The organism is Neolewinella marina (genome assembly GCF_002631205.1).
GTDB lineage: Bacteria > Bacteroidota > Bacteroidia > Chitinophagales > Saprospiraceae > Neolewinella > Neolewinella marina.
Genome location: NZ_PDLO01000002.1, coordinates 306,320 through 319,947, shown reverse-complemented (window position 1 = coordinate 319,947; position 13,628 = coordinate 306,320). Strand labels below are relative to the sequence as shown.

General features: G+C 64.7%; 11 protein-coding genes. 4 read left to right on the top strand and 7 right to left on the bottom strand.

Going from position 1 to position 13,628, the window contains the following annotated elements; all coding sequences use genetic code 11:
• Nucleotides 1–33 precede the first annotated feature (33 nt).
• Both CGL56_RS06725 and CGL56_RS06720 read right to left on the bottom strand, forming a co-directional pair.
• Nucleotides 34–3,126 carry a DUF4961 domain-containing protein gene (locus tag CGL56_RS06725; RefSeq protein ID WP_099105764.1) on the bottom strand — a complete coding sequence of 1,031 codons (3,093 nt, stop codon included), beginning with the start codon at nt 3,124–3,126 and terminating at the stop codon, nt 34–36.
• Nucleotides 3,127–3,222: 96 nt separating this feature from the next.
• Complete coding sequence (locus CGL56_RS06720) at nt 3,223–3,912, bottom strand: RNA recognition motif domain-containing protein (protein WP_099105763.1); 690 nt, start codon at nt 3,910–3,912, stop codon at nt 3,223–3,225.
• A gap of 174 nt (nt 3,913–4,086) precedes the next feature.
• On the opposite strand from CGL56_RS06720, the gene CGL56_RS06715 reads away from it, so the two are divergent.
• Complete coding sequence (locus tag CGL56_RS06715) at nt 4,087–5,286, top strand: C40 family peptidase (RefSeq protein ID WP_167641609.1); 1,200 nt, start codon at nt 4,087–4,089, stop codon at nt 5,284–5,286.
• Here CGL56_RS06715 and CGL56_RS06710 read toward each other — a convergent pair.
• From CGL56_RS06710 to CGL56_RS06695, 4 genes are all read right to left on the bottom strand, one after another.
• Nucleotides 5,262–5,597 carry a 2TM domain-containing protein gene (locus CGL56_RS06710; protein WP_099105761.1) on the bottom strand — a complete coding sequence of 112 codons (336 nt, stop codon included), beginning with the start codon at nt 5,595–5,597 and terminating at the stop codon, nt 5,262–5,264. The two genes, CGL56_RS06715 and CGL56_RS06710, sit on opposite strands and share 25 nt — an antisense overlap.
• 7 nt (nt 5,598–5,604) lie before the next feature.
• Nucleotides 5,605–6,255 (bottom strand): phosphatidylserine decarboxylase family protein, encoded by a 651-nt coding sequence (locus tag CGL56_RS06705; RefSeq protein WP_099105760.1) that lies wholly within the window; start codon nt 6,253–6,255, stop codon nt 5,605–5,607.
• A 115-nt stretch (nt 6,256–6,370) separates the two neighbouring features.
• Nucleotides 6,371–7,804: a pyridoxal phosphate-dependent decarboxylase family protein gene (locus tag CGL56_RS06700; RefSeq protein WP_099105759.1), complete on the bottom strand. Its 1,434-nt coding sequence runs from the start codon at nt 7,802–7,804 to the stop codon at nt 6,371–6,373.
• 9 nt (nt 7,805–7,813) lie between these two features.
• Entirely contained in the window at nt 7,814–9,223 is a 1,410-nt protein-coding gene (locus tag CGL56_RS06695) for a phosphohexomutase domain-containing protein (protein WP_099105758.1), read from the bottom strand.
• Between the two features lie 123 nt (nt 9,224–9,346).
• On the opposite strand from CGL56_RS06695, the gene CGL56_RS06690 reads away from it, so the two are divergent.
• The 3 genes from CGL56_RS06690 to CGL56_RS06680 all read left to right on the top strand — a co-directional run bounded on the left by CGL56_RS06690 (nt 9,347) and on the right by CGL56_RS06680 (nt 12,514).
• A complete protein-coding gene (locus tag CGL56_RS06690) occupies nt 9,347–9,973 on the top strand; it encodes a LysE family transporter (RefSeq protein ID WP_099105757.1) in 627 nt (208 codons plus the stop codon).
• Between the two features lie 80 nt (nt 9,974–10,053).
• Nucleotides 10,054–11,160 (top strand): acyl-CoA dehydrogenase family protein, encoded by a 1,107-nt coding sequence (locus CGL56_RS06685; RefSeq protein ID WP_099105756.1) that lies wholly within the window; start codon nt 10,054–10,056, stop codon nt 11,158–11,160.
• The gene (locus CGL56_RS06680; protein WP_099105755.1) at nt 11,141–12,514 is read left to right on the top strand and encodes a bifunctional PIG-L family deacetylase/class I SAM-dependent methyltransferase; all 1,374 of its coding nucleotides are present in this window, start codon (nt 11,141–11,143) and stop codon (nt 12,512–12,514) included. Before CGL56_RS06685 ends, CGL56_RS06680 begins: the two co-directional genes overlap by 20 nt.
• Here the strand turns inward: CGL56_RS06680 and CGL56_RS06675 are convergent.
• On the bottom strand, nt 12,423–13,598 hold the full coding sequence (locus CGL56_RS06675) for a glycosyltransferase (RefSeq protein ID WP_099105754.1): 1,176 nt from the start codon (nt 13,596–13,598) through the stop codon (nt 12,423–12,425). The genes CGL56_RS06680 and CGL56_RS06675 overlap by 92 nt on opposite strands.
• Between the last annotated feature and the right edge of the window lie 30 nt (nt 13,599–13,628).

The following is a 13,628-nucleotide window of genomic DNA, read 5'->3' as shown; positions in this document are numbered from 1 at the left end:
TGCCGGGGCTTTTCTGTTTCCAGCCGGTACCGTTTACCGCAGGATCAGCGGGCGGACGGCCGACTGCCGCCCCTCCGTAATCCGTACGAAGTAGGTGCCCGCGGGCAAGCCGCCCAGTTCCGCCGCGAGTTGCTGGGGACCGGCCGGCAGGAAGCCACTGTGCAGCTGACGCACCGGGCGGCCCATCAGGTCAATCAGGGTGACGCTAACCGTTGCGGCCTGCTCCAGGAAGAAAGACGTCCGCAGCTGCCCACCCGTGGGGTTGGGGCTCAGGGTGAAGGCCAGTCGGGCCACCTCCTCGTCGTTGGTGGACGTCAGGCGACCGCCACTGCGCTCCACGGGCTGGGAGAGGTAGAGGCGGTATTCTCCCGGTGCCAGCTGAATGGAGGCGGAGGAGTTGGTGATCTCCACCGATTCCCCGGTGAAGTAATCGTACCAGGTGCCGGCCGCGGGCACGGCGTGGGTGGTGGTATTGGTGGTAACGCCGAAGTTGCCAACGATGGCCGCGGGACCGTCCTCGCTGTCCAGGTGAACATACTTTACCTCACCGCCAAAGTTGGAGGCCGTCACCTCCCCGTGGAAGTAATCGTAGTTGTTGCGGACGTACAGCAGGTCGGCGATGGTGTGGTAGATTTCCTGCCGCTTGGGATCGTTGCGGTATTCCCAGACGATGGGCTTGGGGCCGGTGCGGCAGCCGTTATTCACGGTCCCGTCCGTGCAGTAGTTGATGGGGTAGTCGTACCCCAGCTCCCCGAACTGCCAGAGCATCTTCGGGCCGGGCAGGGTGTAGAAGAAAGCGCTCGCCAGCTCCACCCGGTCCAGGGCGGTACCGGGGTACTTCACGCTGTAGCTGCCGCTGCCGTTGCCGAACTGCAGGTTCTTGTACGCCATCCGCTCCTCATCGTGGCTTTCCATGTAGGCCACCAGGCTGCGCTGGCCGAAGCCGCGGTTTTCGGCCAGTACGGAGCTGAAGTTGGAGCCGTTGCCGGCGTGGTAGCCCATAGCCGCTTCCAGGTAGGCATCGTGGGGCTGGTAGCCCGACCAGAAGTACATGCCCTGACCGTACTGGGCCAGTTCATTTTCCTCCCGGCTCTCGCCCAGATGCTCCATGATCATGTAGGCGTCTTCATTGACCGACCAGACCAGGTCGGCGTACTCCTTGATGATGGCGATGCGGTCGGCATCGTAGCGGTTCCAGGCGCCGACGTCGTTGCTGAAGTTCTGAGTGAAGCCCTTGCTGAGGTCGAAGCGGAAGCCGTCGATGCGGAACTCCTCCAGCCAGTACTGCAGGGTGGTCTTTACGTACTCCCGCGTCAGGGCACTTTCGTGGTTCAGGTCATAGCCCACGTTGAAGGGGTGGCGGGCCGTCACGTTGGCGTAGGGGTTGTCGGGGCCGGGGGCGTAGGACTGGTTGCCCGGCCACATCCGGATGAGGGAGCTTTCGCCGAAGGCGTGGTTGTACACCACGTCGAGTACCACGGCCATACCGCGGGCGTGGGCGGCGTCGACGAAGCCCTTCAGTGCTTCGGGGGAGCCGTAGTACTTGTCCAGCGCCATGTGGAAGCTCGGGTTGTAGCCCCAGCTGATGTTGCCCTCGAACTCACTTACGGGCAAGAGTTCGATGGTGTTCACGCCCAGCCGCTCCAGGTAGTCGAGGGTATCGGTGAGGGTCTGAAAGTCGTGGGCGGCGATGAAGTCGCGCACCAGCAGTTCGTAGACCACCATCTTTTCGGGGTCGGGCATGGTGTATTCCTCAGTTTCCCACTGGTATTCGGGGGCGTCGAGGCGGAGCCAGGTTACGATGCCTTCCGCTTCACCACTGGGGTACTCCGGGATGCCGGCAAAGGTCTCGGAGCCGATGTAGGGATCGTCGTCGGGGTCGAGCACCAGGGTGCTGTAGGGGTCAGCGAAGCGGCCGTCGTCGTCAACGGCGTACTGGTAAAGCAGGTCGCCGGCGGGCAGGTCCTCGGGGGCAATTTTCAGCCAGAAGGAGGTATCGTTCGGGGCCACCTTCATCCGCGCGCTCGCGACGGGCGTCCAGTTGTTGAAGTTGCCCACGACGAATACGTCAGACTTTAGCGGCGCGCGCAGGTGCAGGAGAACCCCTCCATCGGCCGTGCGCGTGGCACCGGGCCGTGCGTTGTCGGGTACGGCAGCTACTTCGGGGTCGCCGGTGATGAAGGTAACGGCCGTGGTGGCCGTATCCCCGCGGTAGGTGGCGACGACGGTGTAGGTGGTTACCGATGCGTTGGGCAGGTTGACCATGGTGGTGATGCGGTCGCTGGTGGTCTCGGCAATCACCTCGTCCTCGTGCCGCAGCGTCAGCCTGGCTTCCACGTAGGAGTAGGCGCTGATGGTGACGGGGGTGCCGGGGGCGGCCGTGACGACCGGGCTGTTGGGCAGGAAGCGTTCCACCACCAGTTTGCCGGTGATGCGGAAGGAGTCTTTGACCTCCTGGCCGTCGGCGCTGGCGACTACCTTCAGCACGTGCTCACCCGGATCCCGGAGGCGCACGTCATAGGTCAGTTCCGTACCCACAGTGGTGGTGAGCAGGCTGTCGTTGTCGTAGAGCTTCAGGGTGGCCTCCGCGGTGGCGCCCACGGTGACGGGCAGGCTTTTGCCGAGCGGGTAGGTGGCGCTGCCGGGGTTACCGACGAGGTTGACGGCCAGGGCCGTGCCGCTGTTTACGTCGATGAAGATGTCGCTGCCCCCCGTGGCTTTGCCCTCGCGGTTGCCGGGGCCATCGCGAAAGACCAGGGCGATCTGCTTGATCTCGGTGCCCGATGGCACGCCGAAGTATTCCCGGATGGAGGGGGAGAAGGTGTAGGTGTATTTATTGGGCTGACCGCTGACGGGCTGCAGCTTCCAGTCGGGGTTGGCCTCCCCCCATATTGTCTTCACATACTTCCAGTCGCTGGAAGAAGTACTGCCGTCGGTGATGACGCCGGCGTGGAGGTATACGTCGCAGCCGCAGTTCTGCAGTCCCCCGGTTCCCTGGGTGGCGTCGAAGGTGATGGTAAGGGCCTGTCCGGCCACCGGCGCGGCCGGATCGGTGGTCACCAGTTGGGCCTGCAGGCAGGAAAGCCCGAACAGGAGGAATAAAAACAGGAGTAGCGGTTTTTGCATGGTCAGATTTTAGGGATGCGGCGCGAAAGATAGAATGAAAAAAGCCCCCCGGAAGCGATTCCGGGGGGCTTTGTCTGGTTGGGGGCCTTTCGGCTCCTAGTCGTTGTAGTCGTTCTGGCGATTGTTACGGGGACGACGGCTGCGCTCATCGTAGCGGCCGAAGCTCTCGTAATCCTTGTCGCCGCCGCGGTCGTAGCTGCCGCGATTGCCACGGTCGTAGCGCGAGCCGCTGTCGCCGCCGCGGTCGTAACCGCCGCGCTCGTAGCCGCCGCCACCGCCGCCGTAGCCGCCACGGTCGTAACCGCCGCCGCCACCGCCGCGTCCGCCGCGATCGTAGCCGCCGCCTCCGCCGCCGCGTCCGCCGCGGTCGTAACCGCCGCCTCCGCCGCCGCGTCCGCCACGGTCATAGCCGCCGCCGCCGCCACCGCCTCCGCGGTAACCGCCGCCGCCACCGCCGCCACGGTAACCGCCGCCGCCACCGCCTCCGCGGTAACCGCCGCCGCCACCGCCGCCGCTGTAGCCGCCACCGCCGCCACCACCACCGCCTTTGCGGTCGTTTTCTTTGACGACAATAGTGCGACCGTCGAGGTCAGTTTGGTCCAGCGCTTCAATAGCAGCTTGTGCTTCGTCGTCGTTTGGCATCTCCACGAAACCAAAACCACGGGAGCGACCGGTTTCCCGGTCTAGGATGATCTTAACCGACTCTACTTCACCGTAGCTGGTGAAAGTGTTGCGAAGCGTGTCTTCGTCGGTATCCCAGCTGAGCCGGGCAACAAATAAATTCATAATGAAAGAGAAAATGGATAAAACAAATGGTATTGTTGGAGGCGATGCCTAAAAGGATAATGAATGCACAATCAAATAAACGGTAGCCTACTCCAAGACCGTGATATAATACGTTACAGTAACAACGTTGAACCGGAAAGTTCCGGCTTCCGTGCAAAAATAACCCCCAAATCAATGCGAAACCTAACTTTTTACTTATTTCTGGCCATTCTCTTCACCGCTTGTGCATCCGATGACCGGGCCAACGACCGGCTCACCGCCCTGGAAGACCAGCTGCAGGAGTGGAAAGGCGACTACGCTCCGGACCGGCGGACGGACCGTCTGGAGGTCAGTGTAGAGCGGGGGCAGGACAGCCTGTTGCTGAGTGGCTATACCACGGTTGCCGCCGCCTGGCGGCGGCTTGACAGCCTCGCAGCGGCCGACCCTGAAATCTATAATGAGGTGCGGCTGCTGGGGCAACGGGATTCTTTCGGCCTTGTCCGCGTTTCGGTGGCCAATATTCGCACCGAACCCGGTCATTCCCAGGAGCTTACCTCCCAGGCCCTGATGGGTACCCCCCTGGAATTGCTGGACCGGGACCACGGGTGGTACCTGGTGCGTACCCCGGACCGCTACCTGGCGTGGCTGGAAGAAGGGGCCATCCAGCCGGCGGACCAGGGTACCCTGGCGGACTGGTTCAGCGACGACCTCCGCACCTGCGTACCCGCCCAGAGCAACGTCCTGACGGCCCCCGGCGCCTCCACCATCGTTTCTGAGCTGGTGGCCGGCGACTTGCTGCAGGTTACCGGACAAACCCGTAGTGGCCACCAGGAGGTCCGGCTTCCCGACGGGCGGACCGGTTGGGTAGCCGCCGGTGACCTGGCTCCCTACGACGCCCTGGCCACCCCGGAAGCGGTGCAGACCGAAGAAGTTCTGACTACGGCTTTTGCCCAGGTGGGACGACCCTACCTGTGGGGCGGCACCAGCCCGAAAGCCATGGACTGCAGCGGGTTCACCAAGACGGCCTACTACCTCAACGGCTACGTCATCCCGCGCGACGCCAGCCAGCAGGTGCACGCCGGAACGGACGTTCCCCTGGACGACGACTTCAGCGCGTTGGAACGCGGCGATCTGCTCTTCTTTGGCAACTACCGGGAGGACGGCAGCGAGCGGGTTACCCACGTGGGCTTCTACCTCGGGGAGGGGCGCTTCCTGCACGCGGGTGCCGACAACGGATACATCACCGAGAATTCATTGCGGGAGGGGGATGCCGACTACGCGGCCCACCGGCGCAACAGTCTGCTGCGGGCGCGGCGGCTGGAGGAAGGAACGCCGGGGGTAGTGCCGGTGGCGGAGGCTTTCCAGGAGCTTTATACCAGGTCCTCGTCGCGGTAGGGCCGCTTCTCGAGTTCCCGCAGTTCCAGGGCTTCATCCTCGAGGTCGGGCAGGGCAGTGCCCCGCTCTTCCTCCCGAGGGTGAATGTCATCGGGGTCGGCCAGGGGGCCGTAGAGGCTCATGGCCTGCATGGAAACGCCGATGCCCCAGCCCAGAATGGGCCAGATGGCCCAGCCGATGCTGCCAATGGTGAGCAGGTTGAGCACGATAAAGAAAGCGCACATCACCAGGTAGGTACGCAGGTGGCGGCGGAAGTCGATCTTCTTCTCCCGCAGCGTCTTCTGCTCGTATCGGCGCCGTTTCTTTCCCATGGTTGGCTTATTCCAACTCGGCGATCACCGTCCGGTTGCCCTTTACCTTCTGTCCGATGTCCACCCGCAGCTGGGTGCCCAGGGGCAGGAAGATGTCGACCCGGCTGCCGAACTTAATGAAGCCGAAATCTTCGCCCTGGACGACCTGCTGGCCGACTTCCAGGTAGTTCTTGATGCGCTTGGCGAGGGCCCCGGCGATCTGCCGCAGCAGGATCTCGGTTTCCCCGGTATCGATCACCACCGTGGTGCGTTCGTTCTCGGTGCTGCTTTTGGGGTGCCAGGCCACCAGGTACTTGCCGGGGTGGTACTTGTTGTACTTCACCAGGCCGCTCACCGGATTGCGGTTTACGTGGACGTTGACGGGCGACATGAAGATGCTCACCTGCAGGCGGTTGGCCTTGAAATATTCGGGCTCGTAGGCTTCCTCGATGACCACCACCTTGCCGTCGGCGGGGGCGTAAACGAGGTGGTCGGCCTCCTCGGGCACCATGCGGGTCGGGTTGCGGAAGAACTGCAGGATGGTCACGAAGAAAATGCCCGACGCGATGGCGACGACGGGCAGTTGGGCCGGTGCTTTCCAGTAAACCAGGGCACAGATGACGGCCAGGCCGATAAACAGAAAAGCTAACATCCGGCGACCTTCCGGATGTATTCTCATTGGCTTGCGCAAGGCTGGGTGGTTTTGTAGCTGGGCAAAGATCGGTCTTTGCCCCGAATTGGTATTGGGTTAACGCCGCAGACGGGGGAGGGTTCTGTTTCCGGGATGATCATCGCTAGGCGCCAAGGTTTGCGCGCAGGGCCAGCCATTCGTTGCCGAGGGCTACCACCTGCTCCAGCATCGCGTCCAGTTCCGCCGTGGTAGTGAAGGCATTGGTCAGGGTGCACCGCAGGTACACCTCCCCGTCGAGGGTGGTTTGCACGATGTAGGTCTGCCCGCTTTCCGTCATCCGGGTCCGGATCAGGCCGTTCAGTCCGTTGCGGGAGGCGAGGTCCAGATCAGGGCGGTGGAAGCGGAAACAGACGATGTTGATGTCGGGCGGCATAAAGAGCTCCAGTTCCGGGCGGCGGTTGACGCCGCGAGCCAGCTCCTGTCCGAGCTCGCCCACCCGGCTTACGTAGTCGACGAACAGCTGGGACCCGTATACACTCAGCAGGGTGAAGATGCGGAGGCTCAGCATCCGCTTGGTACATTCGAAGCTGCGCCGGGCGATGTTCGCCCAGTCTTCCGGCTCCTCCGTGGCCGTCAGCAGGTATTCGGCCCGCTGCTGGAAGGTGCGGTAGGCGTCGGTGCCCCGGCGGAAGAACAGTCCGGTGGTGATGGCCGGGGCCATCAGCATCTTGTGGAAGTCGAGGGTAAGGCTGTCCACCCGCTCGAGCCCCTCGACCAGGTGGCGGCGCGCCGGGTCCAGTCGCACCGCGGCCCCGTGGGCCCCGTCGATGTGGAGCCACAGCTGGTGTTTCTCCGCCGCATCGGCCAGGGCCGTGATGGGGTCGTAGGTGCCGGTGGCCGTGGTGCAGGCACTGCCGACCAAGGCGATGGGGGTGAGGCCGCGGTCGCGGGCGTCCTGGAGTAGTCCGTCGATGAGCTCGGTGCGCATCCGCAGGTGATCGTCGGTAGGGACGTGCACGATGCCGTCTGCTCCCCAGCCCATGACACGCACGGCCCGCTCGATGCAGTAGTGGGCGTGCTCGTTGACCAGCAGGCAGTACCTCCCTCCACCGTCGCGGCTTTCGTGGCGGGCGCGGGCGGCCAGCAGGGCGGTCAGGTTGGCCAGGCTGCCCCCGCTGGTGAGGAATCCACCGGCACCGGAATCCAGCTCCAGCAATTCGGCAAAGCGTTCGATGACCAGCCGCTCCATGGCGGTGCCCGGGCGGCCCATCTCGAAGATGGCCATGCCGGTATTCAGCAGGCTGGCGGCGACATCGCTGAGGGCCGAGAGCGGGGCGGGGGGGACCACCTGGTGGCCCAGGTAGGCCGGGTGGTGGAGGTGAACGCTGCGCGCGATGACCCGCTCGAAAATCTCTTCCGCGCCGGCGCCCCGCGCGAGGAGGGCCCGGAATTCTTCCAGGCTCTCCTCGGGGGTTGCGTAGGGGTTGGCGGGGTAGTCGTCCACCCGCTCCAGGTAATCGGCCAGCTGGTCGATGAGGGCGTGGCCCTGGCGGCGGAACTCCGCCGGAGCGTAGGCGCGGGTGAGCAGGTCACTCATGGCGGCGGGTCAGATGCCCATTTCCGCCCGTCCGGCGTCCAGGATCTTGCGGGTCTCGGCGGCGTCGGCGCCCTGGGCGTAGACCCGCAGGACGGGCTCCGTACCGCTGGGGCGGACCATCAGCCAGCGGTCCTCGCCGTCGAGGTAGAACTTCGTGCCGTCCACGTGCTTGACGTCGGTGACGGTGTAGGGGCCGATCTTCTTGAAGGGGTTTTCCTCGGCCTGCTTGACGATCTCCCACTTGCGGTCGTTCTCCACGTGGACGTCGTCGCGGTCGCAGTTGAAGCTGCCCACCTTGTCGTAAACGTCCTTGATGAGGTCGTTGAGCGACTTGCCGGTCTTGGCCATGTACTCCGCGATCATCAGGCCAATCCAGATGCCGTCGCGCTCGGGGATGTGGCCGCTGACGGCCAGGCCACCGGATTCTTCGCCGCCGACGATCACGTTGCGTTCGGCCATGATCTCGGCGATGTACTTGAAGCCGATCTTGGTTACCTCGTACTCGAGGCCGTATTTCTCGGCCAGCTGCTTGAGCTTGTCGGTCACCGAGAAGGTGAGGATTACCTCTCCTTCCTTGATGCCCTTGTACTCGTACTGATACATGAGCAGGAGCAGGAGGATGTGGTGGCTGTCGACGAAGTCGCCGTTCTCGTCAAAGAGGCCGATGCGGTCGGCGTCGCCGTCATTGGCGATGCCCAGCTGAAGCTTGGGGTCTTTCTTGATGACGTCGCTCAGCTGAGTGAGGTTGCGGCCAATGGGTTCCGGGGCCTGGCCCATGAAGCTCGGGTTGTACTCGCAGTGGAGGTGGCGGGCTTCGGGGAGGAGCTTGATCATGGCGGACTGCCCGGCGCCGTACATGGCGTCGTAGGCGATGCCGAAGTCGGCGTTGCGGATCAGGTCCATGTCGAAGTTGGCGTAGACGTGGTCGAGGTAGATCTGTTCGAAATCGTGCTCCTCGATCAGGCCCTGCTGGCGCAGTTCGTCCATCTCCGGCAGGTCGGTCGGCACGGCGTCGGGGATCAGGTTCTCCACCGCGGTCACGTCGTCGGGGATGCTGGGACCGCCGAGGCGCGACTTCAGCTTGAAGCCGTTGTAGGACGGCGGGTTGTGGCTGGCCGTGATCACGATGCCGAGGTCGGCTTCGGTTTTCACCACGCCGAGGCTCACCATGGGGGTGGAGATGAAGGCCGGGGCCAGCAGGCTGGTGATGCCGTGCTTGCCCAGCACCCGGGCGGTGGCTTCGGTGAAGAGCTCGCCGCCAAAGCGGCAGTCGTAGCCGATGACCACGCGGGAGCCCCCCTGCTGCTTCAGCCAGAGGGCGGTACCCTCGGCCACGCGCATTACGTTGTCGACCGTGTATTCCTGGGCGATGATGGCCCGCCAGCCGTCGGTGCCGAATTTAATCTTGATGGGGTTCATGGAAGAAGTTTGTAGGGTGAATCCGGGTGTGTTGCCGGCCGGCAATATTGCTAAATATTCTCCGTCCGGCGTAATGGCGTTGGGAAATGTACGCAAAATCCCGGGGGTGGCTACCTTTGCGGGGTGTATTCACTCACCGCAGTTCTGATCGGGCTGGCCGCCGCCGCCGGGGCCACCTTTTTCCCGGGGATGCTCAACATGACCAGCGTCAGCGTCAGCTTGCGGGCGGGCCGGCGGGCGGGTTACGCCTTCGCCGCGGGGATGGCTACCACCTTCACCGTCCAGGCCGGCCTGGCGGTGTTCTTCGCCAACTACTTCACGGATCACCCCGCCATCATTCCCCTGCTCAAGGAATGGGCCGTCGCGGCCTTCGCCGTACTGGCCATTTTCTTCTTCTTCAAGGGGTACCGGGGGCGGGTGGCCGAGGCCGCCGCGGAGGAGCAGCAGTACCGGGGCAGCCCCTTCCTGCGCGGACTGGTGCTGGCCCTGATGAACCTGCTTACCGTACCCTACTTCTTCGCCGTCAGCGGCTGGCTGCTGGCCGACGGCTACCTGGCGGGGGATGGGCTGGGCCGTCTGGGCTTTACCCTGGGCGCGGGCGCGGGTGCCCTGATCATCTTCGGGGCTTACGCCCGCCTGGCCGAGTGGATGCAGCGCAAGGCCTTCTTTCTTACCCGGAACATCAATTTCCTCCTGGGCGGACTGCTCATGATCCTGGCCGTGGTCCAGGGGGTCCGGCTGTGCAGCTGAAGCATCCGTGGTGCCTTCCTTCCTGAATTTTTTCCCGCAGGCCCAAACACCGGGGCGGGGTTGGCACTTTTGGTACAACGATGTCCGTACCCATTTCCAATCAGCGCCCGCCCTTCGACACCGCCCGGTGGGATGAGTTGCGCCAGCGGTTCGCCGCCTGGGCCCCGTCTACTTTCGCCGATGGCGGCTTCCCCACCCGGGAGATGGACGCCCTGCGCACGGAGGGCCTGCTCGGGGTCACCCTGCCCGGCGCCCCGCTGGATCAACGCCACGGCCATACCCCGGCCCAGCTGCGGTTGCTGAAGGAGGTCGGCCAGGCCAACCTGTCGGTCGGGCGCATCTACGAGGGCCACGTGAACGCCCTTCAGCTGATCGGAATTTACGGAACGGAAACCCAGCGGACGCGCTGGTTCGCCGACGCCCGGGCGGGCCACCTCTTCGGGGTATGGAATACCCAGATGGCCGATGGCATTTCCTTCCACCCCGACCCCGACGGGCGGGTGAAGGTGACCGGCAGCAAGAGCTTCTGCAGCGGATCGGTGCGGGTGACCCGCCCCCTCATCACTGGCAACCTGCAGGGTGGCTGGCAGATGGCGGTCGTGCCCCTGGACGACCACCCCGTGCGGGTGGATGAGTCCTTCTGGAATCCGGCCGGTATGCGGAACAGCGTCAGTTACAAGATCGACTTCACAGGCATCACCCTGGAAGCCGCCGACCTGCTGGGCGGTCCGAACGACTACAACCGCCAACCCTACTTCAGTGGCGGAGCCATCCGCTTCGCCGCCGTTCAGCTGGGGGGGGGCGCGGCCCTGCTGGAAGCCACCCGCGACTACCTGCGTGAAGTGGGCCGCACCGAAGATCCATACCAGCGTACCCGCGTCGGCCAGATGGCCATCTACCTCGAAAGCGGCCACCTGTGGCTGGAACGCGCCGGTCAACTGGCCGACCAGGGCGGCGACCCGGCACACATCGTTCACTACGCCAACATGACCCGTACGGCCATCGCCGGCTACTGCGAGGCCTGCCTGGAACTGGCGCAGCGGTGCGTAGGGGCCCGCGGCCTGCTGCACCCCCATCCCCTGGCACGGCTGCAGGCCGATCTCACGATGTACCTCCGTCAACCCGCCCCCGATGCCGTGCTCGAAGCCGTCGGACAATATCACCTGAATGACCCTGCTGCCCACTGATCCGGACCAGGTAGCCCGCCGCAAGGCGACCCTCTACGAGGACGCCCCGGTCCACCCCGCAGGCGACCTGGCGGCCTGGCAATCAACCGTGGTTTTCTCCCCCCACCCGGACGATGAATCCCTCGGCTGCGGCGGCCTCCTCCTTCGCCTGAGCTCCCGCGGGCAAACCGTTCGGGTGGTGTTCGTGAGCGACGGAGCGATGTCCCACCCCCGGTCGGAGAAATTTCCCCGCGCGGCCCGGGTGGCCCTGCGGGAACGGGAGGCGATAGCCGCCTGTGGCCTGCTGGGCATCCCGGAAGACCACGTGCACTTCCTCCGCCTGCCTGACGGGCAAGTACCCGCCGAATGGCAACCGGAATTTCCCGCCACGGTGGACGCGCTGACCAACCTGGTGACCCCCTGGAAGGCCGATACCTTCGTCGTGCCCTGGCGGCGCGACCTCCACGAGGATCACCGGGCAACCTGGGACATCTGCCGCGCAACCGTGAACCGTCTTGAGCGACGCCTGCGCTGGATAGAATACCCGGTCTGGATGTGGGAAGCAACCAATCTAACGGATCTGCCCCGGCCGGGCGAGATGGTGATCTGGTCGCTGGACGTTGCCGACGTCATGGACCGCAAACTCTCCGCCATCCGGGCCCACGCTTCCCAGTGGAACGGGGTAATCGACGACGATCCCGAGGGCTTTCAGCTGACGGAAGGCATGATCGGCCACTTTACCCGGCCCCGGGAAATTTACTTTGAACCCGCGGAGAAGCGCCACCACAGCCTTGGCGGGGACTACTTCGCCGCCGTCTACCGCGAAAGTGAGGACCCGTGGCAGTTCGAAACCAGCGAATACGAACGCGCCAAGTACGCCGCCACCCTGGCGGCCTTGCCCGCCGGAAGGTTTAGCCACGCCCTGGAAATCGGCTGTTCGATCGGGGTGCTCACCGAGCAACTCGCCGAACGCTGCGATGACCTGCTGGCGGTGGACGTAAGCGAACGCGCCCTGGAGCGAGCCCGGGAAAGGCTTTCCGGAAGGTCCGGGGTCCGGCTGCGGCAAATGTCGATTCCGGCAGAATTCCCCGACGAGAACTTCGACCTCATCGTACTGTCGGAAGTGGGGTACTACTGGGGCTACGCCGACCTGGAACGGGCGATTGAACTGATCCAGACCGCCCTGTGCCCGGGGGGCGTACTGCTGCTGGTACACTATACGCCCTACGTTCCGGACTACCCACTGACGGGCGACGAAGTGCACGAGGCCTTCAGCCGGGCCCTCAAAGGGTTTGACCAACCAGGGCAGCGGCGGGAAGATCGCTACCGGCTGGACGTTTGGAGGAAGCGCGGCGCGTCCAGGCCGAACGGGTAAACCGCCGCAGGTCGCGGATGGCCTCCGGAAAGGGGGCGTCGGAAAAAGCGTGGGTACGTTCCAGCAGCTGGCGGATGTCCTGGTAGAGGGCGCCAAAGGTCGGCGCCTCCACTACCCGCCGCTGAAGTTCATCCTGGGACATGGAGAGATATTCCGCCAAGTGGGGCAGGGCGGGGAGTCCCCCGATCCGTCGTTCGTAAAAGGCCCGGCGCAGGGCTACCTTCCACTTGTACAACTGGATGCAGTGCTGCAGACCGAAGACTACGGGTTGCCGTCCTTCGTCCAGCATGCGGGTCCACTCGTTGAGCGACTTGCTGAAGGCCACCCCGTCAATGCGGTTGCTGTCGCGGTCGGAAGTATAGGCCCGCACGGACGGGTCGTGGACGAATTCCACGTCGATGCGCTCCAGGGCCCAGGCGAAGGCGGCATCCTCGATGCACTTCACGGGGGGCATCCCGCCGCAGGCCAGGTACTCCGCCACCCCCACCGCGAGGCTGGGGCCGTAGTGCTGGAAATGGCGGGGCCAGGGATCGGCCGGGCGGGGGTCAATCATCGATTCCAGCAACGTCTGCAGGCTGCGGTAGGTGACGTCCTGGAGGTGGATCTTGCGGTAACCCTGCCGTTCGCTGGGGGGGACGATCACGCGTCCGCCCACCGCACGCGCGCCGCGGTCGAAGGCGCGAAGCGTAGCGTGTACCCACTGGCGGTCGACCCGGGTATCAGCGTCCGTCATGGCGATGATGCCCCCGGGCGGGAGGCGGCGGGCGGCTTCGTCCATCATGAGCTTGCGGGCCATGCCCACGCAGGCCCATTCACCGGGCAGAGTCATCTCCACTACGTGCAGGCGGAAATCCGGGTAATCGGCGCTGAATCGCCGGGCTACCGCGGCGGTGGCGTCCGAACAGTTGTTGGCCAGCAGGATGACTTCGAACAGCTCGGGGCAGAGTCGCTGGCCCCGGGCGTCGGTTTGCCGGTGCAGGGCCTGCAGGGTAGCGCGGATATACTCCGCCTCGTCCTTGGCGGGGACGGTGACGCACATCCGCAGGGCGGGCGCGGGGGGCGGCAGTTTGGGAAGGGCAATCATGGTGGGGCCCGGGTGAAACCCGCCGGTGCC

Bases quoted from the DNA above. Each gene is read 5' to 3' on its own strand.
- CGL56_RS06725 (WP_099105764.1), bottom strand. From the start codon at position 3,126: ATGCAAAAACCGCTACTCCTGTTTTTATTCCTCCTGTTCGGGCTTTCC.
- CGL56_RS06720 (WP_099105763.1), bottom strand. From the start codon at position 3,912: ATGAATTTATTTGTTGCCCGGCTCAGCTGGGATACCGACGAAGACACG.
- CGL56_RS06715 (WP_167641609.1), top strand. From the start codon at position 4,087: ATGCGAAACCTAACTTTTTACTTATTTCTGGCCATTCTCTTCACCGCT.
- CGL56_RS06710 (WP_099105761.1), bottom strand. From the start codon at position 5,597: ATGGGAAAGAAACGGCGCCGATACGAGCAGAAGACGCTGCGGGAGAAG.
- CGL56_RS06705 (WP_099105760.1), bottom strand. From the start codon at position 6,255: ATGAGAATACATCCGGAAGGTCGCCGGATGTTAGCTTTTCTGTTTATC.
- CGL56_RS06700 (WP_099105759.1), bottom strand. From the start codon at position 7,804: ATGAGTGACCTGCTCACCCGCGCCTACGCTCCGGCGGAGTTCCGCCGC.
- CGL56_RS06695 (WP_099105758.1), bottom strand. From the start codon at position 9,223: ATGAACCCCATCAAGATTAAATTCGGCACCGACGGCTGGCGGGCCATC.
- CGL56_RS06685 (WP_099105756.1), top strand. From the start codon at position 10,054: ATGTCCGTACCCATTTCCAATCAGCGCCCGCCCTTCGACACCGCCCGG.
- CGL56_RS06680 (WP_099105755.1), top strand. From the start codon at position 11,141: ATGACCCTGCTGCCCACTGATCCGGACCAGGTAGCCCGCCGCAAGGCG.
- CGL56_RS06675 (WP_099105754.1), bottom strand. From the start codon at position 13,598: ATGATTGCCCTTCCCAAACTGCCGCCCCCCGCGCCCGCCCTGCGGATG.